General features: G+C 51.9%; 20 protein-coding genes. 3 read left to right on the top strand and 17 right to left on the bottom strand.

Features of this window, described 5'->3' with window-relative positions; all coding sequences use genetic code 11:
• Positions 1–63: 63 nt before the first annotated feature.
• The 5 genes from FHT67_RS06945 to FHT67_RS06925 form a co-directional block, all read right to left on the bottom strand.
• Positions 64–1,698, bottom strand: coding sequence for an amino acid permease (locus tag FHT67_RS06945; protein WP_167196715.1), 1,635 nt, complete (start codon positions 1,696–1,698; stop codon positions 64–66).
• A gap of 121 nt (positions 1,699–1,819) precedes the next feature.
• On the bottom strand, positions 1,820–2,116 hold the full coding sequence (locus FHT67_RS06940) for a hypothetical protein (protein WP_167196713.1): 297 nt from the start codon (positions 2,114–2,116) through the stop codon (positions 1,820–1,822).
• Positions 2,117–2,167: 51 nt separating this feature from the next.
• Complete coding sequence (locus tag FHT67_RS06935; RefSeq protein WP_167196709.1) at positions 2,168–2,779, bottom strand: DUF3298 and DUF4163 domain-containing protein; 612 nt, start codon at positions 2,777–2,779, stop codon at positions 2,168–2,170.
• A 16-nt stretch (positions 2,780–2,795) separates the two neighbouring features.
• Complete coding sequence (locus FHT67_RS06930; RefSeq protein ID WP_167196706.1) at positions 2,796–3,302, bottom strand: GNAT family N-acetyltransferase; 507 nt, start codon at positions 3,300–3,302, stop codon at positions 2,796–2,798.
• A complete protein-coding gene (locus tag FHT67_RS06925; RefSeq protein ID WP_167196703.1) occupies positions 3,299–4,024 on the bottom strand; it encodes a phosphonate ABC transporter ATP-binding protein in 726 nt (241 codons plus the stop codon). The genes FHT67_RS06930 and FHT67_RS06925 overlap by 4 nt, the downstream gene beginning before the upstream one ends.
• 161 nt (positions 4,025–4,185) lie before the next feature.
• Here FHT67_RS06925 and FHT67_RS06920 point away from each other — a divergent pair, with 161 nt between their 5' ends.
• Positions 4,186–4,410: a hypothetical protein gene (locus FHT67_RS06920; RefSeq protein WP_132305073.1), complete on the top strand. Its 225-nt coding sequence runs from the start codon at positions 4,186–4,188 to the stop codon at positions 4,408–4,410.
• Positions 4,411–4,487: 77 nt separating this feature from the next.
• On the opposite strand, the gene FHT67_RS06915 is transcribed toward FHT67_RS06920, so the two are convergent.
• Entirely contained in the window at positions 4,488–4,625 is a 138-nt protein-coding gene (locus tag FHT67_RS06915; RefSeq protein WP_015844260.1) for a hypothetical protein, read from the bottom strand.
• A 139-nt stretch (positions 4,626–4,764) separates the two neighbouring features.
• Here FHT67_RS06915 and FHT67_RS06910 point away from each other — a divergent pair, with 139 nt between their 5' ends.
• A complete protein-coding gene (locus FHT67_RS06910) occupies positions 4,765–5,508 on the top strand; it encodes an HAD family hydrolase (protein ID WP_167196701.1) in 744 nt (247 codons plus the stop codon).
• A 72-nt stretch (positions 5,509–5,580) separates the two neighbouring features.
• On the opposite strand, the gene FHT67_RS06905 is transcribed toward FHT67_RS06910, so the two are convergent.
• The 11 genes from FHT67_RS06905 to pdhA all read right to left on the bottom strand — a co-directional run bounded on the left by FHT67_RS06905 (position 5,581) and on the right by pdhA (position 18,563).
• Positions 5,581–7,908, bottom strand: coding sequence for a type IA DNA topoisomerase (locus FHT67_RS06905; RefSeq protein ID WP_167196698.1), 2,328 nt, complete (start codon positions 7,906–7,908; stop codon positions 5,581–5,583).
• 17 nt (positions 7,909–7,925) lie between these two features.
• Positions 7,926–9,056 carry a glucosaminidase domain-containing protein gene (locus tag FHT67_RS06900; RefSeq protein ID WP_167196695.1) on the bottom strand — a complete coding sequence of 377 codons (1,131 nt, stop codon included), beginning with the start codon at positions 9,054–9,056 and terminating at the stop codon, positions 7,926–7,928.
• 51 nt (positions 9,057–9,107) lie between these two features.
• A complete protein-coding gene (locus tag FHT67_RS06895) occupies positions 9,108–9,428 on the bottom strand; it encodes a hypothetical protein (protein WP_132305065.1) in 321 nt (106 codons plus the stop codon).
• 153 nt (positions 9,429–9,581) lie between these two features.
• Entirely contained in the window at positions 9,582–11,072 is a 1,491-nt protein-coding gene (locus FHT67_RS06890) for a glutamate synthase subunit beta (RefSeq protein ID WP_167196692.1), read from the bottom strand.
• Positions 11,073–11,291: 219 nt separating this feature from the next.
• Entirely contained in the window at positions 11,292–11,783 is a 492-nt protein-coding gene (locus tag FHT67_RS06885) for a dihydrofolate reductase (protein ID WP_167196689.1), read from the bottom strand.
• A gap of 18 nt (positions 11,784–11,801) precedes the next feature.
• Complete coding sequence (locus FHT67_RS06880) at positions 11,802–12,764, bottom strand: thymidylate synthase (RefSeq protein ID WP_167196686.1); 963 nt, start codon at positions 12,762–12,764, stop codon at positions 11,802–11,804.
• Between the two features lie 160 nt (positions 12,765–12,924).
• Entirely contained in the window at positions 12,925–13,410 is a 486-nt protein-coding gene (locus tag FHT67_RS06875; RefSeq protein WP_132305057.1) for an acyl-CoA thioesterase, read from the bottom strand.
• Between the two features lie 110 nt (positions 13,411–13,520).
• Complete coding sequence (gene lpdA, locus FHT67_RS06870) at positions 13,521–14,936, bottom strand: dihydrolipoyl dehydrogenase (protein ID WP_167196683.1); 1,416 nt, start codon at positions 14,934–14,936, stop codon at positions 13,521–13,523.
• A 5-nt stretch (positions 14,937–14,941) separates the two neighbouring features.
• Entirely contained in the window at positions 14,942–16,249 is a 1,308-nt protein-coding gene (locus FHT67_RS06865; RefSeq protein WP_167196680.1) for a 2-oxo acid dehydrogenase subunit E2, read from the bottom strand.
• A 198-nt stretch (positions 16,250–16,447) separates the two neighbouring features.
• The gene (locus FHT67_RS06860) at positions 16,448–17,425 is read right to left on the bottom strand and encodes an alpha-ketoacid dehydrogenase subunit beta (RefSeq protein WP_132305051.1); all 978 of its coding nucleotides are present in this window, start codon (positions 17,423–17,425) and stop codon (positions 16,448–16,450) included.
• 58 nt (positions 17,426–17,483) lie between these two features.
• Positions 17,484–18,563, bottom strand: coding sequence for a pyruvate dehydrogenase (acetyl-transferring) E1 component subunit alpha (gene pdhA, locus FHT67_RS06855; RefSeq protein ID WP_132305049.1), 1,080 nt, complete (start codon positions 18,561–18,563; stop codon positions 17,484–17,486).
• A 292-nt stretch (positions 18,564–18,855) separates the two neighbouring features.
• On the opposite strand from pdhA, the gene FHT67_RS06850 reads away from it, so the two are divergent.
• Positions 18,856–19,593 (top strand): alpha/beta hydrolase, encoded by a 738-nt coding sequence (locus FHT67_RS06850; RefSeq protein WP_167196678.1) that lies wholly within the window; start codon positions 18,856–18,858, stop codon positions 19,591–19,593.
• The last annotated feature ends 109 nt before the right edge of the window (positions 19,594–19,702 follow it).

Below are 19,702 nucleotides of genomic sequence, written 5' to 3'. Positions count from 1 at the left end.
CGCTTCCCCGGGAAATAAAAGCGGTCGTTATTTCCTCATTTCCCGGGAATCCGTCTCCTGCAACTAATGAAGATGGAATTTTCGCTCAATTCGGATGATTTCCCCTTTGGGTCGTTTCAAGCGACTCTGAAGCTTTGCGAGATGCTGCTTGCGGTATCTTCTGTCCAAGGCCATCACCAGGATAAACCATAATCCCGTGCCAACCGCTCCCCATAATCCTAAGGCGAAGACAGAGACCGCTCCGGACAGAAGCAGCCATATGAAAGCGGCGCGGTCTACGATTAAACCGTATGATCCAAGTCGCCATGGCGCATCGTCCAGCAGCCGGTGCCTGCCATGCAGCTTAATCTTAATCCAGATCGGAATCATATACGACAGCTGCAGGCATAACACCGTAAAGCCAAGCAAGCTCGGGATCCCCCCAGCCTCTCCCCCATCGACCAGCCTGCCCGCCCCAAATAGAAGAACCGACAGAAGCGCAGCCGTTCCGATCGCCGGAAGCGGCGATTGCTGCTCGCGCGATACCCTGGAGAGCAATCTGCTGAAGGGGACCGCTTGATCCCTCGCCAGACAAAAGATTGCACGGGAGCAGATCAGCAGCTCGCTGTTCCCGCTCCCCCAGATAGCCGCCGCTATCACAAGCAAAACGAGCGTATTCCCCTGCCAGCCGTCAAGCGCCGCTGCAGCCAGCAGGCTGTCGCCGCTGCTGAACAGGGCTGTTCCGACTATCGCGGGCAGAACAAGGGTCAGACACATCAACAGGACGAAGCCTCCGATCATCGCATAAACCGAAGACAAATAGATGGCCCAAGGCACGCGGATGCGGGGATCGCTTGTTTCCTCCGAGCCTTGAGCGGCTCCATCCATCCCGAGAAACAGCTTCTGCAGCACAAGCATTCCAACGACAAATGCCCACGGCGTAACATGACCATCCAGACTTGCGTTTTGAAACGTATATAAAAGCTTCGGCGAGTATACGCTTCGCCCGAACGCAATAAAGATTCCGCCGATTACGGCAGCCAGAACGACAGCGTGAAGCATGATTCCGGCTTCCTGCAAAGCTCCCGCACGTCCCGTTCCCCAATGATTAATCATAGCCTGAACGGCGGTAACGAAACACAGCGCGATTCCCGTCGACCACCAGGAGGAGCTATAGTTCAGCCATACGGAAAATAGTTTATCGAGAATAAAAGCGCAGGCGCCATTCATGAGCGCCATCATGGCGAGATGGCCGGCGAGTTGAAACCAGGCTGCATACCAGCCCCGTCTCCTGGTGCCGATAGCGGATGCCCAGTGATAGACGCCGCCCGCCGTTGGCACGGCCGAGGACAATTCCGCAAGCGAAGCGCTGACCAGAATGCCGAACAACGCGATTACAGGCAGTCCGATACTGACAACGGAGGGTCCTCCCTTCTGCAAGGCCGGTCCCGCAAGCAGAAACGCAGCTCCGGTCAGGCCGAGAGATTGAAACGACAGCCCAAATGACGCTGCTGCTCCTAAGCGCCTCCGGAGCTGCTGGGCAAGCCCGAACAAATTCAGGTCATGCTTATCCTGCTGCGCTTGAGCGTATGTGCCGTAAGCCGTCATGCTAATATGCTTCGAAGCCCTAATATTGCGCTGCGCTCTTGCAGTCAGCAGCAAAGCGCAGCCGCAAACCGCCGCAAACAGCAGCAATCCGATCCATACCGCCAGCATCATTGAACCCCTCCCTACGATAATGTATGAGGGATGGCGTTTGGTCATGTCAGACGCCAAGAGGCTGCCCGCGCAGGGCAGCCTCTTGGCGTTCCGGTGTCAGCCGGCTTGTAGCTTGAATTTATTATTCCGAGAACCGCAGCATGGCAAACGATGCAATGGCTGCAGCCGCCCAGCACAACGTATGAATAACGATCCAGCGCCATTTCGAACGGAAGTCCATCCGCCTCAAGGTCCATAGGTTTACTCCAAGGATTAACAGAGCATAGACCAGAATGATGGCAGCGCCGTAAGCCTTCTGGGAGGCTGTTGACGGCGCCATGAATCCGTACACAAGAACGATACCGCCGATGAGTACATAAGGAAACAGAATGCCGAGCAGCAGATGGGCAATTGTCCCAAGCCATTTTCTCCTGTCCATCCACCGATCAGCTCCTTTGGTCTTCACCGCCCGGCATTGTCAAGTGCTGTCCTAATTATTCGGCACCATGGCGCCTAGCGGACCATTCTCGTTCACGATATCCTGAAGATCGTAGGCCGAGATCGGAAAATACGGAAAACCGTAAGCATACGGCGTCAGCTCGTATAAAGCAAAATAGATGACGATCGACCGGTCGGCGATATAGTAATCCTGATCCGGCCGGATGGTTGCGAATGGCTCCAGCGTGCTGATGTCGCGTTCCTTGATCTGTTCGCTGACCATTTCGGAAATGCGCTGAACATACGCGCTTCCGGGCTTGAACAGCTGGGGAAGGCTGTAGGCGTGTCCGGTTGACACGCGAAACGTCAGCGAGACCTGCAGCGTAAGGCCATGACTGCCCCCCGAATAGGCGTAATTGAATAACGACAGGCTGAGAATATCCCTTTCGTTATTCTTGACCTCGTAATACCCGCTCATTTCAGCCCGCGGATCATCAAGCGAGCCCTGCTCGTCTACCAGCTGCTGTGCCGCTTTCCGGATGGATTCATTGATTCGCTTGATTGCATTCTCGTTTGATCCTCCGCTAACGTAAGGGATCCAAAGCTCCGCTTTCGGGAATGCCGCTCTTGCAGATTGGACAATGACTGGAGACTGAAAAGCCATATTCGAAGACACCTACCTATTTGGTCAGATGCTCCATTATATGCGGGGTACGCCTCATTTCATGCCATTCGACGCCGCCGTGCGAAGATGCCGCTTTCCCAACGTAAGCAAACCCGGCTCTCTCGTAAAAGGAGATCAGATGCCGTTCGCACATCAGAATAATCGCTTTATGCCCGGCCCTGTCGCAGGTTGACACAAGGCGCTCGAGCAGCATGGCTCCAACTCCCTGTCGTCTTGCCTCCTCCGCTACGGCAACGGTCAGGATGCAGAAGTTATCGCCTTCCTCTTCATCCCGCTGGACGCCCTTCATCTCGTCCCCGCAAGACCAGGCAGAGGTCCGGATGCCGTTCGTTATGCCAAGAAGCTTGTCCCCGGACCAGGCCGACCAGAAATAACCCGGGTAATGCGCAAGCCGGTACCGGAACCCTTCCCGGGTAGCGGCCGCTTCCGGAACGTAGCATTGCTGCTCCAGCCGGAGTGCCCCTTCCAATTCGTTTTCTTTGATTAATCGAAGCTCGATCACAGCATCATTTTCTCCCGCTCGGTTAATCTTCTGCCTTTCACGTCCAGCACAAGCTCGCCGTTGTTTAGACCGATAATCCGGTCCGCGAACCTTTCCGCCCAGTCCCCTTGATCAAGCACCGCGATAACCGTAACGCCCTGCTCCGTAGTCAGCCTCTTCAGATCGGACAACACGCGGTCCGCCGTATGGGGATCAAGCCCTGCCACCGGCTCATCCGCGGCGATCACCTTCGCTCCGTGCACCAGTGCCCGGGCAATCGCGATACGCTGGCGTTCGCCGCCGCTCATCGTGCTGGCTTTTTGATGGGCTTTATCGAGCAGTCCCAGCTTTTCAATCGTATCCATCGCGCCCATGTAATCGTCGTTGCGCAGCATGCCCGTCCATCTGCGCCACGCAGGCGTCTGCGCAACGGCACCGATGCTGACATTTTTAAGCCCGGTCTTGTTCTGGTACAGAACGGGCTTCTCCTCCAGATAAGCTACCGCGCGCTTGATTTTCAATCTGCCCGCGAGCCCCTGCTTGAAAATGTCTTCGCCTTCGAAGAAATAGCTGCCGCCGCTCCACTTGTTCTGCAGCGCCAAGCTTTTGAGCAGCATCGACTTGCCGCTGCCGCTGGCTCCCTTTATTGCGATAAATTGGCCTGGCTGGACTTCAAAGCTGATATTCTTCAAGATCGTCGGCCCACCGGGAATTTGTACTCTAAGATTCGATATTCTCAACATAAGTCCATGCCCCTTTTTTGTAAACGCTTCGCCATTCTATGAATCTAGTTTACGAGAAACAAAAAACAGTTTCCACACGAACAAATGTTTGCTATAATAAAAACAGAACAAACGTTCCCTGTTTTGCATCCCATAATCATTTTGGAGGAGGCTGAATCACCATGAATAAAAGCTGCGAAAACTTTCGTTATTTAGAGAAAGGATGGCCGCGCCGGGACCTTACGTTTAAGTTTTACACGGACGGAACATTAACGATTATCGATAATCGGGCAGAGGAGGTGATCTCGCCAAATGATTTGAAGGGTGACAGCATGGACTTCTATGTACGCAGGCGTATCGCCTTTATTAAGAATAAACTGATGGCCGCTCAGCAGAAATATGCTTAACGGCTCTAAATACTTTAAGACAGGCGGAATCCAAGGGCGCTGGAAGAATATCGTCCCTGGATTCCGCCTGAGCTGTTTTACGGCAGCTGTTTATTAATTCCATTCATGCTTGGAGGACGGTTTGCGAGTTTGTTCAACTTAAGGCCAATGGCTTCCGATTTAAAACTGGATTGGTTTTGACGGTTTTGCGTTTTGTCGGCTTTATTGAATGGCATGCTCTTCACCTCCTGCCTTATGAGAATGATTAGCATAAATCGCCTGAATTAAACATCGCTTGGGGCTTCGTTGACGTAAGGCTTCGAATAAGGTAGATTGTTCATACGATGAACTTCACCAAAGGAGCCGTGCTTTTAAATGAAGCAAAACCTTTTCTTTGACCTAGACGACACCCTCATTCACTGCAACAAATATTTCTACTTTGTGATCGAACAGTTTGTCGACGCGATGACGACGTGGTTTGCGGGTTATGAAGGGGTAAGCGCAGATGCGGTGCGCAATAAACAGACGGAGATCGATATTGCGGGCGTAGCGGTGCTCGGATTCAAGAGCGAGCATTTCCCGCAGTCCTTTATTGATACATACCACTATTACTGCGACCTTACGGGCCGCAAGAAATCCAAGACGGAGCAGGATTTTCTGTGGAAGCTTGGCTTAAGCGTATACGAGCATGAGACCGAGCCGTATCCTAATATGGAGGCTACACTCGATAAGCTGGCCGGAGAAGGTCACACCCTTCATCTATACACCGGAGGGGAAATTACGATTCAGCGCCGCAAGATTGAACAAATGAAGCTGGAGCGGTATTTCGATACGAGAATTTATATCCGTCGGCATAAGAACAGCGAAGCGCTTGAGCAGATCTTGGCGGAGGGCGGTCATGACCGCCACTTGACGTGGATGATCGGCAACTCGATCCGGACGGATGTTGTGCCTGCTCTCACGGCAGGCATTCATGCGATCCATATGAGAACGGAATCCGAATGGCAGTACAATGTCATTAATATCGAGGTAGAACCGAAGGGGGCCTTCTTCACCTTGAATAACCTGCTTGAAGTGCCGCCGGCGATTCACGACTATGTGAATCGCAAGCAACCCTAACCTTAATGGCATAAACAAAAGGAGTAAAGCGGCATATGGCGCTTTACTCCTTTTTCTGTTGAATGATTATACTTAAGATTGCACGCCTTGAACGGAAACCGTGCCTTTGTCACGATCCGTCAACACCAGCTTGGCTTTGCTGCTGCTGCCGTCCTGACGCTTGAAGGTAAGCTGGCTCGTTGCTCCTTTTTCGAGCAGGGAACGAACCATTGGGATCGAGATCGTCTTTCCCTGCTGCTCCTTCCAGATAACGAACGTACAGCCATCCCGGAAGGCGCTGCAGCCGAAGCCGCGTTTCCCTTCAATAATATGTCCGCTGCAGCCCGTTCTAGGGCAAGCCGCGATTGGCTCACGGGGAGAAGGATTTGCAGCCGCCGTACGGGATGCTGCCTTAGGTGCCGCGGTAGCGGTTGCTGAGGCGGTGGATGTTGACCTCGATGAAGAGGTCCGGCTTCCGCCGGAAGCCTTCGAAGCTCGGCTGCCCCGCTTGGAACCGGTACCCGTTGCCCCTCGCTTGCCGCCGTTCTCGCGTTCTTCGAACGTTCCCGGCGCGGCAGGGCGCTGCTGGCGAACCTTATCGACGATCATTGCGGCGAATTGCTTCACCTTCAATATAAACTGGTCGTCGGATGCTTCACCGCGCGAAATCTGGTGCAAGCGCTGCTCCCATCGTCCGGTCATTTCGGGCGATGCCAGCAAATCCACGCCAGCCCCGCGAATCAACTCGATCGCGGCACAGCCTTTGGAAGAGATCTCCAGCTTTTTGCCGGTCAGATCCACATAACCAACCTGTTTCAGCCGTTCGATGGTGGCAGCCCGGGTAGCCGGAGTGCCAAGCCCGGTATCCTTCATCGCCTCGCGCAGCTCGTCATCCTCCATCGACTTGCCGGCGCTTTCCATCGCTTTCAGCAAAGTGCCCTCGGTATAAGGCTTTGGCGGTTGGGTCGTTTTCTCAAGCGATTCGGATTTTACGCATTTGACGCCCTGCTGGGGTTCAATGGCAAACGGTTTATCGGTGAGCAGCTCTTCCTCATCGCCCTCAGCCTCATCCTTCTCGCTGGCTTTTTTCTTGGTGGTCTTCTTCGCGGCTTGCCCCTGATCCTGCAGAACTACCTTCCAGCCAAGCTCCAACAGCTCCTTCGCCTTCGTTCGAAAGATCTCGCTTTCCACCTCGGTCATAACCGTGTGGTTCTTGTATACCGCGGGCGGATAATACTGCGACAGGAACCGCCGGACGATCATATCATAAATATTGTGTTCCTCCGGGCTTAAGCCCGAAGGACGCTTGGGCGTTGGCATAATGGCATGGTGGTCCTCAACCTTCGCCGGGTTGCAAACCGCCTTATTCCCCTTGTGCACCCTGCCCCGGTCCGCGCCGTTTGCCAGCTCTCGGTAAGAATCGGACCCCTGCAGCATCGTCAGCACCTTCTGCATGACGGGCAGATTCTCTTCGGTTACGTAATTGGAGTTCGTTCGCGGATAGGTAATGGCTTTGTGCTTCTCGTACAAAGCCTGCGCAATATCCAGCGTCTTCTTCGCCGAATAGCCGTAACGGCCGTTTGCTTCCCGCTGCAGAAGCGTCAGGTCATGCAGCCGGAACGGATATTCCTTGCTCTCCGCCGTCTGATAGTCCTTAATGATGCCGGGCTTGCCCTGCGTCTTGGCGGCCAACGCTTCCGCCTTTGCTTTGTCCGTAATTCGGTCCCCCTGCCATATGCCTGAATATTGAAAGCCGTTCTGATTAAATAGCGCTTTTACGACATAATACATATCCGACTTGAACGCCGTAATTTCTTTGTGCCGGTCATACAGCAGCGCGAGGACCGGCGTCTGCACCCTGCCAACCGAGAGTAAAGCTTTATGACGGATCGTGAATGCGCGGGAGGCATTCATTCCGATCAGCCAGTCCGCTTCGCTGCGCGCCCTGGCTGCCCTTGTAAGCGGGGCATAGTCCTCGTCGCTTCGAAGGGAGTCAAAGCCCTTTCTGATCGTCTCAGGCGTCAAATCCGAGATCCACAGACGGTCTGTCGGCTGGGGGAGCTTCAAATATTGACGGATCAGATGAAAAATAAGCTGTCCCTCGCGCCCGGCGTCACAAGCATTCACGAGACGGCCGCATCGCTTCGCAAGCTCTCCGATCGTCTTGAGCTGATCCTTTGTCCGGGCATTTGGCCACAGCTTGAACTTATCCGGAATAATCGGCAAATCCTGATCGTTCCATCTTTTATAGCGCGCATCATACTGGTCTGGCTCCGCCAGCGTTACCAGATGACCAATCGCCCAAGTAATAATATAACGGTCGCCTTCCAGGTACGTCCGCTTATTCGCCGCCTTTGGCTCTACAACCGCAGCGATCGTCCGCCCCATGTCGGGCTTCTCCGCAATAATTAATGTCTTCAACTAATCGCCTCTCATATCTAGCTTGTTCGTTCCACTTTGCTTTTCATCGATGCAAAAATTTTACTCACGCCATTTGCCCAATTCTGGTCCTCCGCGTATTTGCGGTTGATCCAGGCAATCGGGTCCTTGCCCTCCGGGCGGTCTTTGCTCCACTTCAATACGGTTTGGGAGGCAATTCGCGCCGAATCGTGAATGGTCGTATTGTAGTCTTTCCAGCTATAAAAAACATTGAACGGATTGTTGGCGATCTTCATCGCCTGTTTATTCGACCTCGGTACAAAAGCCTGCTCCTGACCGGTAATCGCGAATAAAAAGAGGGGATGGATATCAAATGTTCTCGCTGCGTCGATAATGGCATCCAAGTAAGGCTGCTCCGCCAGAAGGGAATCTTTGCTGTTCAAAAAGTCGACCAGGCTTTCTTTATCCACATCGGTGTAACGAAGCTCGTCCGGGAGTTCGTTGCCCGCAACGGCCGGCATCGCTTTCTCGAAGGACTGAAGCGTAACTGGCGGCTGCAGCTTGTTAGGAGAAGGCCTGAGCAGCGACCAGCCGTACAGGAGCGAGGCTCCCACCAGCATAATGGATAAAAGAGAATAAACCAGCGTTTGTCTTCGCCGGTAAGGCTTCAGAGCCGGAATAAGGGACGGCTGTACCGGCAGCGGGATGACCTCGGCCAGCTCGGGCGCCGCTTTGCTTTTCCCTTCAATTCGGTACTCGGACGCGAGCCATTCCTTTAGCTGCTCCCATAAGTCGGCAGTCCCGGACTCCGCTTTTTTCGCCAGCTTGTCCAACTGGATACGGAACAAGCTCCATTCCAGCTGCGTGCCGCTTTGCTCCTCCACCCACTTATGAAGCGGAGTAACGACATTGGCATCCGCCAGGTCCAATCCGAGGCACGCTTCGAAAATATCGTCCGAGCGGACCGGCATTTGCCTCTCCAGCACGGTTGTCCGGATCAGCCTTGCCGTCACTTCCCGTTTCAGCCTGTCTTCAAAAGGCGGAAGTTGTTTTTGAATAATGCGGCTTACCGCGTCGGCTACAATCTCCGCCCTCTTCTCCTGCGGCATCGCTTCGTACTTATGTTGAACGTACTGTCTGATCTTGCGAACATCAATCGGGGTTAATACAAATGCTTCATCGGCCGGCATGACGAACTCTCCCCTTTACGTCATCTCTAACCGATTTTACCACAATTTTCTTTATATTGGGGAGGACAGATTTGCAATGCGCCGCTGAATTTCTTCGCCTTCGATAAAGGCCTTGATCTGCTCTTTCTCGAACGCCGTAAATTGATACTCGCAGTCGATATCCTCGTCCTGCGGGACGATTTGCGCGATGGCACCGCCTGATGTGCAAATTACGAGGCCGCTGAAATCAATCAGGTCATCCGGCACGGGGGTCTCCTCCGCCACGTCAAACCGCAGCACGATATCCACCCATTGGTTGTCTCTGCGCTCTATTGCTGCCTTAATCGATTTGAATCGCAGCTCCGTCACTTTGTCCAATCCGTATTTAATCATTCCGCAGCCTCCATTACGGTCGTACAAACAGTCATATTCTAACTTTAGATGTAAGATTTATTCCGAATGCAAATAGGCATTAATCCCTATTCGACAAGAAAAGCGCCCGTAGGCGCTTTCTGTTACTAAGGGTTATCGCTGATTCCTTATATCTTAAGGCAGCATCGACGATCCCATTAAATATTTATCCACTTCGCGAGCTGCCTCGCGGCCTTCGTTGATCGCCCACACGACAAGGCTTTGCCCGCGGCGCATATCGCCTGCAGCGAATACTTTTTCAACGTTGGTTTTGTATTTGCCGTAAGCTGCTTTAACGTTCGAACGGCGGTCTTGCTCAAGACCGAACGAATCGATCAGCGTTCTCTCCGGACCTTCAAAGCCTACCGCGATAAACACGAGATCAGCCGGCCATACTTTTTCCGTGCCTGGAATATCTTTATAAATTCTGCGGCCTGTTTCCGGATCAACCGTACGTTCGATTTGCACTGTGTGCAGCTCTTTCAGATTGCCGTTGTCATCGCCTACGAATTTCTTCGTCAGTACGGAGAACGCGCGCGGATCTTCGCCGTAGAGGGCTTTTGCTTCCTCTTGAGCGTAATCAAGCGTGTACACGTTCGGGAATTGAGGCCAAGGGTTGTTTACGATGTCGCGTTCCAGCGGAGCTTTCGCTACCGTACCGAATTGCGTAACCGATTTACAGCCATGGCGCAGAGCGGTCGCCACGCAGTCCGTACCTGTGTCGCCGCCGCCGATAACGATTACGTCTTTATCTTTAGCGGAGATGTAGTTGCCGTCCTCCAGGTTCGAATCCAGGTAGCTCTTGATGGTACCGTTCAGGTAATCCATCGCCATGTGGATGCCGTTCAGGTCGCGGCCTTCCATTTCAACATCGCGTGCTTTCGTTGCGCCGCCGCACATAATAACCGCGTCGAACTCTTTCAAAAGCTCGTCTCTGGAAATATCTTTGCCGATTTCCGTATTCGTTACGAACTCAATGCCTTCTTCTCTCATCAGGTTGATGCGGCGGTCTACAACATGCTTCTCGAGCTTCATTGTAGGGATGCCGTAAGTGAGAAGACCGCCAAGACGGTCGGCACGCTCGTATACGGTAACCTTATGGCCTGCTTTATTCAATTGGGCAGCTGCCGCGAGGCCGGCCGGGCCGGAACCTACAACGGCTACTTTTTTACCGGTGCGTACTTTAGGAGGTTGCGCAACCACCCATCCTTCTTCGAAGCCGCGCTCGATAATAGCATGTTCAATAGTCTTAATCGTAACCGGTTCGCCGATCAGGCCAACGGTGCAAGAGCCTTCGCATGGAGCCGGGCATACGCGACCTGTAAATTCAGGGAAGTTGTTCGTTTTGTGCAAGCGGTCCAGCGCTTCACGCCACAATCCACGGTAAATCAGGTTATTCCATTCCGGAATCAAGTTGTTTACCGGGCAGCCGGATGCCGAACCTGCAAGTTCCATGCCTGTATGGCAATATGGAGTTCCGCAATCCATACAGCGAGCGCCTTGCGTACGCAGCTGTTCATCCGACAAATGCTTATGAAATTCATTCCAATCCTTGATCCGTTCGATAGGATCTCGATCAGCCGGCAATTCACGTTGATACTGCATAAATCCTGTAGGTGTAGACATGTGCGAATTTCCTCCATCCAATATTCCCGAAAAGCCTGTATAATTATTCTCTTAAAACTATATCGGGAATCTTTAAATATTTCAACAAAAAACTTCATTGCCTACGCGATTATCGTATAAAAAAGCCTATCATTCTTATTTTCTGTCGTTAATGGATTATCCGCACAATCTTTTGCACTTATTGACACAACGTTCGTCATTCGTGCGATATTCTTTATATTATGCTTTTCGGCGGGCAAATGTTTGGAAAGTGAAGGAGAATGCATTACGCTCGTCGCTTTCCACCATTTCTGCCTCGACGCGTTCCCATTCGTCTTCGTTCAACGCAGGGAAAAAAGCGTCTCCTCCCTCAATGTCGGCGTCCACCTCGGTCAGCCGGATTTTATCCGCTAATGGAAGGAATTGTGCATAAATATCCGCTCCGCCGATTACCATTAACTCCCCGTCACCGTACCGTTCAATCGCTTCACTCACCGAATGGACAACTTCACAGCCTTCTTTGGCATAATGCGGCTGTCTGGTTATCACGACATTCCTCCGGTCCTTCAGCGGCTTGGGCAACGATTCGAACGTCTTGCGTCCCATGACAACGGTTTTGCCCGTCGTATGGCGCGTAAAGTAAGCCATCTCCGCCGGAAGCCGCCACGGCAGCCTGTTCCCGATTCCGATCGTGCGGCCACGGTCCATTGCTGCGATCATCGTAATCGACATCGTATTGTTCCTGCTTTCTTATACGGCTACAGGAGCCTTAATTGTAGGATGCGGCTGATAATTCTCCAGCTTGATATCTTCAACCTCCGCGTCGAAGATCGAGTTCACATCCGGATTAATCGCAAGGACGGGCAGCTCCCGCATGTCCCGCTGCAGCTGTAAATCAATTTGCTCCAGGTGGTTCAAATAAATGTGCGCATCGCCAAGCGTATGAATAAACTCGCCAACCTCAAGCCCGCACTCCTGCGCAATCAGATGCGTAAGCAGCGCGTAGCTTGCGATGTTAAACGGGATCCCCAGAAAAATATCGCCGCTCCGCTGATACAGCTGACAGCTCAGCTTGCCGTTAATCACATAAAACTGGAACATTGTGTGGCAAGGAGGAAGCGCCATCGACGGTACGTCTTCGGGGTTCCAGGCCGATACGATCAAACGCCTGGAATCCGGGTTTCTCTTGATCGTCTGAATGATTCCCTTGAGCTGGTCAATCGTCTCTCCTTGCGTCGTACGCCATTCACGCCATTGCTTGCCGTAGACGTTGCCAAGCTCGCCGTACTTCTCGGCAAAAGCGTCATCGTTCAGCACCAGATTCGTGAATTTGTCCATCTGCTCCTGATACAAAGCGTTAAAGGCTTCATCCGTCTGCGAGCGAAGGCCAAAGTCCGTCATGTCCGGGCCGGTATAATCCGGGCTCTCCACCCATCTCTTAAACGCCCATTCATCCCAAATATGGTTATTATGCTGAAGCAAATAACGGATATTGCTGTCGCCTTTAATAAACCATAGCAATTCGCTGACAATCAGCTTGAACGGTACTCTTTTCGTGGTCAGAATCGGAAAGCCCTTGGTAAGGTCAAAGCGCATCTGGTAACCGAAAACCGAGATCGTTCCTGTGCCTGTCCGGTCCTCCTTCTTCACGCCGTTATCAAGCACATGCCGAAGCAATTGCAAATATTCCGTTTCACTCGTTTGAACAGTCACTAATCTATCAACTCCTTGTCATTGACCGGCACAGCATGCTTCTCCCGCACGCAACGCCGGTACAAGGTTTATCTAAAAACTATTAACCGAGGCGTTTATCTTCCAATTGCCTCGATAGAGGGTTTCTCATTAGTTTAACATTTTTCGCATAGGTTTGTCTTCACGTTTTCGCTGGATGCTGTCTTTCCCGTTTTCGTTTCATACGCAGCTCATGCCGCTCTGGAGCGGTTGCGAACATACGAATTTCCTCGTCGGTCTCCGGATATACTTTGGGCACCGTTGCGGGCTTGCCTTTATCGTTTAACGCCACAAAGGTAAAAAACGCCGTAACCGTTGTCGTTCGCTCAGCCGTATACAGATTCTCCGATTGAACGGTCACGCACACTTCCATGGAGGAGTTGTTCGTCCAGCTCACATAGGCTTCCACCTCAATCACTTCCCCGACCCTGATGGGCGCTACGAAATCAAGGCTGTCCGTCGATGCGGTCACCACCTGCATCCGGGCATGCCGCATTGCGGCAATGGCGGCCGCCTTGTCCATGTACTCCATAACCTTGCCGCCAAACATCGTATCGTGGTGATTCGTATCCAGCGGAAAAATGATCTGCGTCATGACCGTTCTGGATGCACTAGCCGGCTTTTCCATAAGCTTTCGCTCCTCGTGTTATGTACAGTTATAATATGCAAAAAGAGGCCCGCATGCTGTTAAAGCAGCGGAACCTCTCTCACTAAATCTCAAATAACGTCAAACGGATATTACTTGGCAACCGTATGGATTGGATGTCCGAGCGCTACTTCAGCAGCGTCCAGAACGATCTCGCCCAGTGTTGGATGCGCATGGATAGTCAGGGCAATATCTTCAAGAGTAGCACCCATCTCGATAGCCAGAGCAAGCTCGGCAATCATGTTGGAAGCTTCCAGACCGATGATTTGCGCGCCCAGCACAAGACCGGTGTCAGCATCGGAAACGAGCTTCACGAAGCCATCAGTCGCGTTAAGCGACATTGCGCGGCCATTGATCGCGAACGGGAATTTGCCCACTTTTGTTTTGTAGCCTTTGTCTTTTGCTTCTTTCTCGGAAAGACCGACTGCTGCGCATTCCGGATCGGAGAAGCATACGGCAGGCACGCATTTGTAATCGATAACGCTTGGCAGACCGGAGATTGCTTCTGCGGCGATACGGCCTTCGTACATCGCTTTATGCGCAAGGGCAGGACCAGCGATGATATCGCCGATTGCATAGATATGCGGGTTGCTTGTGCGGCATTGCGCGTCAACTTCAACCAGACCGCGCTCGCCGACTTTAACGCCGGCCAGTTCAAGTCCAAGGTCTCCGTCTGTGTTAGGACGGCGTCCAACCGTTACAAGCAGGTAGTCCGCAGTAACTTTTTCTTCTTTGTCGCCAACTTTGTAAGTCAGTGTAACGTCTTTATCCGTTTGCTCGGCGCCTTGAGCCATAGCGCCGGTTACGATATCAACGTTTGTGCCTTTAAGTTTCTTAGCAACGATCGAACCCATATCTTTATCGAAGCCTGGCAGAATCGCATCGCCGCCTTCGATGATTGTAACTTTCGTACCGAATTTGGAGTACATTTGGCCAAGCTCGATGCCGATGTAGCCGCCGCCGATCACGATGATGCTTTTCGGAATTTCAGGCAAGGACAATGCACCGGTCGACGAAACGATACGGCCGCTGAACGGGAATGCTTTCAGCTCGATTGGACGGGAACCAGTTGCGATAATGCAATTTTTGAAACGGTAACGCGGTGCTTCCTGATCGTTGAAGACGCGTGCTTCGTTCTCGTTGATGAACATCACTTCGCCGTTGAAATATTGTACTTTGTTCGCTTTCAGAAGCGATGCAACGCCGCCGGTCAGTTTTTTAACGATACCGTTCTTGAACTCCTGTACTTTGTTCCATTCCACTTTCACGTCGCCGGCTGTAATGCCGAACGCCGATGCATGGCTGATGGATTCGTATTGATGCGATGCCGAGATAAGAGCTTTGGAAGGAATACAGCCAACGTTTAAACAAACGCCGCCCACATTCTCTTTCTCAACAACAAGAACGTTTTGACCAAGTTGTGCTGCGCGGATTGCCGCGACATAACCGCCAGGACCTGCACCGATGACTAGAGTATCAATATCTAAAGACGGATCTCCTACTACCATTGTAGTTACACCTCCATGATGAATAGTTCTGGTTGACCCAGAAGCTGTTTAATGTAGTTCATAAAGTTTTGAGCTGTTGCGCCGTCGATGAGACGGTGGTCAAAGCTCAGCGACAGTGCCATTACCGGTGCTGCCACGATTTCGCCGTTGCGAACAACCGGCTTCTCGGAGATACGGCCGGTACCCAGGATCGCAACTTCAGGGAAGTTGATTACCGGAGTAAAGAACATGCCGCCAGCGGAACCAATGTTGGAAATTGAAATGGTGCTGCCTTTAAGTTCAGCGGCAGTAAGTTTGCCCTCACGGCCTTTTGCAGCCAGGTCACGGATTTTGTCGGCAACCATGAAAATATTTTTACGGTCTGCGTCTTCGATAACAGGAACGATCAAGCCGTTGTCTGTATCCGTCGCGATACCGATGTTGTAGTACTTTTTGTAGACGATCTCTTGGCTAGCTTCATCCAGCATAGCGTTCATGATCGGGAATTGGCGGCAAGCCGCAACGAGTGCCTTCACGATGAATGGCAGGTAAGTCAGCTTGGAACCTTTTTTCTCTGCGTATGGTTTATATTTCGCGCGCAGAGCAACCAGTTCCGTTACGTCCACTTCATCCATGATGGTAACGTGAGGAGCCGTATATACCGATTTAACCATCGCGTTAGCGATTGCTTTGCGGATGCCTTTGAACGGTACGCGCTCTTCCGGACGGTAAGCGTCAACTGCCGCTGCCGGTTTAGCTGCTGGAGCTTCTGCTGCTGCAGGGGCCGTTGCTGCCGCTTCGGCAGCCGGAGCCGCTGCTGCCGGTGCGCCGCCGCTCGTTACGTCTTCGCGGGTAATGCGGCCGTTTTTGCCAGTGCCGCTAACCGTGGTCAGGTCAACGCCTTGCTCACGGGCAAATTTGCGAACGCTAGGTGTAGCCAGTACAAGACCGCCAGTTGCTTTTGGAGCTTCTGCCGGTGCGGCAGGAGCTGCCGCTGGTGCCGCTGCAGGTGCTGCTGCAGGTGCTGCTGCCGGAGCAGGTGCCGCCGCCGCTGGAGCTTCGGCTGCAGGAGTATCTTGCTCTGGAAGGTCACCTTCCGCATCAATGATCGCCACAACTTCGCCGACATGGCAAACCTGGCCGTCCTTCATGCGGACTTCGAGTACAGTACCGTTTACCGGACAAGGCACTTCTACGACTGCCTTATCGTTTTGTACTTCCATGATGATATCGTCGTCCGTTACTTTGTCGCCGACTTTAATGTGCACTTTTACGATTTCGCCTTCGTGCAAGCCTTCGCCAAGCTCAGGAAATTTGTATTCAAATTTCGCCACTGTAGTATCCTCCTTAAAAGAATTAGCGCTGAATTTTGCGGTAACTCTTACGTCGTAAGCATTCGCTTAAAGAATTAGCGCTCACTTTGCGGTAATTCTTACGTCGTAAGCTTTCACTTCGTTCGTTTGCCGCTTAATGACGGCTTTGCCCGCTGTTAAGCGGGCAAGGATATCCATCATCCGTTAGGATGAATCGCATTAGAAGTTCAGTACTTTATTAACCGCATCTACGATACGAGCCGGAGTTGGCAGCCAAGTATCTTCGATTTGCGCGAACGGATACACCGTATCCGGACCGGCAACGCGAAGCACTGGAGCTTCCAGGTGCAGGATCGCTTTTTCGTTGATTTGAGCAATAACTTCCGCGGCAACGCCGGACGTTTTTTGCGCTTCTTGAACAACGATTGCACGGTTTGTTTTTTGAATCGAAGCCACGATGGTGTCGATATCAAGCGGCACCAGGGAACGCAGGTCGATAACTTCAGCGTTTACGCCGTTCTTTGCGAGCTCGTCCGCCGCCTTTACGGCTGTGTGAACCATCATGCCGTAAGCGATGATCGTTACGTCGGTGCCTTCGCGTACAACGTTTGCTTTACCGATCTCAACCGTGTATTCGCCTTCCGGCACTTCAGCGCGGAATGCACGGTACAGGTTGAGGTGCTCCATGAAGAATACAGGGTCATTGTCGCGGATTGCGGCAATCATGAGGCCTTTAGCATCATAAGGATTGGATGGTATAACAACTTTAATACCCGGAGTCTGAACAGCCAGACCTTCCAGGGAGTCGGTATGAAGTTCCGCAGCTTTAACGCCGCCGCCAAACGGCGTACGGAATACGATTGGCGAATTGTACCGGCCGCCGGAACGGTAACGCATGCGAGCTGCTTGAATGAACATTTGGTCCATTGCTTCGAAGATAAAGCCAACGAACTGAATTTCTGCGATCGGACGGAAGCCTTGAACCCCCATGCCAACCGCCAGACCGCCGATTGCGGACTCGGCAAGAGGCGTATCGAATACGCGCTCCTCGCCGAATTCTTCCTGTAAACCTTCTGTTACGCGGAATACACCGCCAACTTTACCAACGTCCTCACCGAAGATAAGTACGTTCTCATCACGTTTAAGCTCCACGCGCATAGCATCGCGGATTGCTTCCAACATATTCATTTGAGCCATGATCGTCAGATCCTCCTTCATTTTTGCTCGTGCAAAATCCCATCGTCAGGCAAGGGTATTATTGAAAATCAGCCTTTTGCTCTTCCAGGTGCTTAGGCGTTGTTTCGAACATGGAATCAATCAAGCCGCCAACCGTCATTTTCTCAGTTGCTTCCGCTTTCTTGATGTTCTCGTTAACAGCCGCTTTCGCTTCCTCTTTCACACGGTTTGTATCTTCTTCCGTCCAGAGGCCTTTCTTCTCCAGGAACTTGCCGAAACGAATAAGAGGATCCTTAAGGCCCCATTCCGCTTCTTCGTCTTTCGTACGGTATTTCGTCGCATCGTCGGACAACGAGTGCGGACGGTAACGGTAAGTCAGCATCTCGATCAGAGTTGCGCCTTCTCCGTTGCGGCCGCGTTCCGCTGCTTCGGATACCGCTTTAATCACAGCCAGAACGTCCATGCCGTCTACTTGCACGCCTTTGATTCCGGCAGCAACCGATTTGTGAGCAACCGACAAAGCGGCTGTTTGTTTCTCATACGGAGTAGTGATGGCATAACGGTTGTTTTGCACAACATAGATAACCGGAAGTTTGAATGCTCCAGCGAAGTTCATAGACTCGTAGAAATCGCCTTCGGAGGAACCGCCGTCACCCGTGTAAGTGATCGCTACGCGCTTCTCGCCGCGTTTCTTGAATGCCATTGCAACGCCGGCAGCGTGAAGGACTTGCGCGCCGATAATAATTTGCGGCATAAGCACATGCACGTCTTCCGGAATTTGACCTCCGTGTTGATGACCGCGGGAATACAGGAAAGCTTGGTACAGAGGCAGACCATGCCATACAAGCTGCGGCATATCGCGGTAGCCTGGGCAAATGAAATCATCTTTATTCAGCGCGTATTCGCTGCCGACCATCGAAGCCTCTTGTCCGGATACCGGAGCATAGAAGCCAAGGCGGCCTTGACGGCCAAGGTTAACGGCACGCTCATCCCATGTGCGCGTAAATACCATACGGTACATTAATTCTTTCAATTGTTCGTCAGTCAGGTCCGGCATATATTCCGGGTTAACCACGTCGCCGTCGAGCGACAACACGGATAATGGTTTTACAGGTTCCGTTTGAACTTCATAAGGCAGTTTGCTAAGCACTTTGCTCATCTTAAACGCTCACCTCGATCATTAATATTTGAAAATCGGAGCTCTCTGTTATAGAATCATAATACACCTGTTTGCCGAATATGGTCAAAGAAAAAAACTAAAAAACCGTTGTTTTTCGCTAATCTGGCCGATTTTACTGATGAATTGTATATGTAACAGATTCGTTTTTTCTGTATAACAGCATAATACAATCAAGGTTCAATACCAGACCATGACAGGAGAACGGGCAGATTCTCATTACCTTACTATTGTTTACCCACATGCCAACCATTCCATTCAGGGGGATTCACATATGACTGATGAACGATATTTAAAGCGTACCGTAGTTAAAGAAATTGTAAAAAGCAGCTATCTTCCGGAAGGCGAACGCAGCTTGCGAGTCTATTTGCCGCCGGGTTATAACGAGGTACTCAGCTACCCTGTAGTGTACTGCCAGGACGGCGAAGAGTTCTTTAATTTCGGAAGAATTGCCACAACGGCAAACCGCATCATTCTCGACGAAGGCGTCGAACCGTTTATCATTGTAGGCGTGGATGTCGACAAAAAGCACCGAACAGCGGAGTACTCGCCTGACGGCGACCGTCACGAGGCTTACGTACGGTTCTTTGGGCAAGAGCTGATTCCTTTTATTGAAGGTAAATATCCTATACGCACCTCTCCCGAGCAACGCCTTCTTGCCGGCGACTCCTTGGGAGGAACGATTTCCTTCCACCTCGCTTTGACGTATCCTGAACTGTTCACGCGCATTTTGTCGCTATCCGGTGCTTATTATGACCGTTCCCGAGAAATTATGGAAGCTCAAAAGGACCTATCTTGGCTGGAGATCTTCATGATTGCAGGCTTCCAAGAGACTGCTTACGATACCGGTCACGGCGTCTTTGATTTCCTCGACATCAACCGGACGGCCCGTTTGCTGCTAGAGGAGCGCGGCGCGAAGGTAATCTATGCAGAGAAAGACGGCGGCCATCAGTGGGGCTTCTGGCAGCAGGAGCTGCCTGCAGGCCTCATGCATTTTATCGAAGTGGAATAGAGTGGAAGTAAGCAAGGCGAACGACTTTCGCCATCCTTGGCGAAGCGAGTTCTTAGCGTTCAACAAAAAGGCCTTCCCTATAGTCATCTAGGGAAGGCCTTCTTTATTT

The sequence above is a fragment of the Paenibacillus sp. BK720 genome (assembly GCF_011761545.1).
In the GTDB taxonomy this organism is placed as follows: Bacteria; Bacillota; Bacilli; order Paenibacillales; family Paenibacillaceae; genus Pristimantibacillus.
Note: the sequence above shows the minus strand (reverse complement) of the source record. Positions and strands in the feature narration are given on the sequence as shown.

Coding starts and splice junctions, on each gene's coding strand:
- FHT67_RS06925 (WP_167196703.1), bottom strand. CDS start 4,024: ATGTTGAGAATATCGAATCTTAGAGTACAAATTCCCGGTGGGCCGACG.
- FHT67_RS06875 (WP_132305057.1), bottom strand. CDS start 13,410: ATGGAAAAGCCGGCTAGTGCATCCAGAACGGTCATGACGCAGATCATT.
- lpdA (WP_167196683.1), bottom strand. CDS start 14,936: ATGGTAGTAGGAGATCCGTCTTTAGATATTGATACTCTAGTCATCGGT.
- FHT67_RS06860 (WP_132305051.1), bottom strand. CDS start 17,425: ATGGCTCAAATGAATATGTTGGAAGCAATCCGCGATGCTATGCGCGTG.
- FHT67_RS06935 (WP_167196709.1), bottom strand. CDS start 2,779: ATGGCTTTTCAGTCTCCAGTCATTGTCCAATCTGCAAGAGCGGCATTC.
- FHT67_RS06890 (WP_167196692.1), bottom strand. CDS start 11,072: ATGTCTACACCTACAGGATTTATGCAGTATCAACGTGAATTGCCGGCT.
- FHT67_RS06900 (WP_167196695.1), bottom strand. CDS start 9,056: ATGCCGGCCGATGAAGCATTTGTATTAACCCCGATTGATGTTCGCAAG.
- FHT67_RS06885 (WP_167196689.1), bottom strand. CDS start 11,783: ATGTCGATTACGATGATCGCAGCAATGGACCGTGGCCGCACGATCGGA.
- FHT67_RS06895 (WP_132305065.1), bottom strand. CDS start 9,428: ATGATTAAATACGGATTGGACAAAGTGACGGAGCTGCGATTCAAATCG.
- FHT67_RS06940 (WP_167196713.1), bottom strand. CDS start 2,116: ATGGACAGGAGAAAATGGCTTGGGACAATTGCCCATCTGCTGCTCGGC.
- FHT67_RS06920 (WP_132305073.1), top strand. CDS start 4,186: ATGAATAAAAGCTGCGAAAACTTTCGTTATTTAGAGAAAGGATGGCCG.
- FHT67_RS06915 (WP_015844260.1), bottom strand. CDS start 4,625: ATGCCATTCAATAAAGCCGACAAAACGCAAAACCGTCAAAACCAATCC.
- FHT67_RS06910 (WP_167196701.1), top strand. CDS start 4,765: ATGAAGCAAAACCTTTTCTTTGACCTAGACGACACCCTCATTCACTGC.
- FHT67_RS06945 (WP_167196715.1), bottom strand. CDS start 1,698: ATGATGCTGGCGGTATGGATCGGATTGCTGCTGTTTGCGGCGGTTTGC.
- FHT67_RS06850 (WP_167196678.1), top strand. CDS start 18,856: ATGACTGATGAACGATATTTAAAGCGTACCGTAGTTAAAGAAATTGTA.
- pdhA (WP_132305049.1), bottom strand. CDS start 18,563: ATGAGCAAAGTGCTTAGCAAACTGCCTTATGAAGTTCAAACGGAACCT.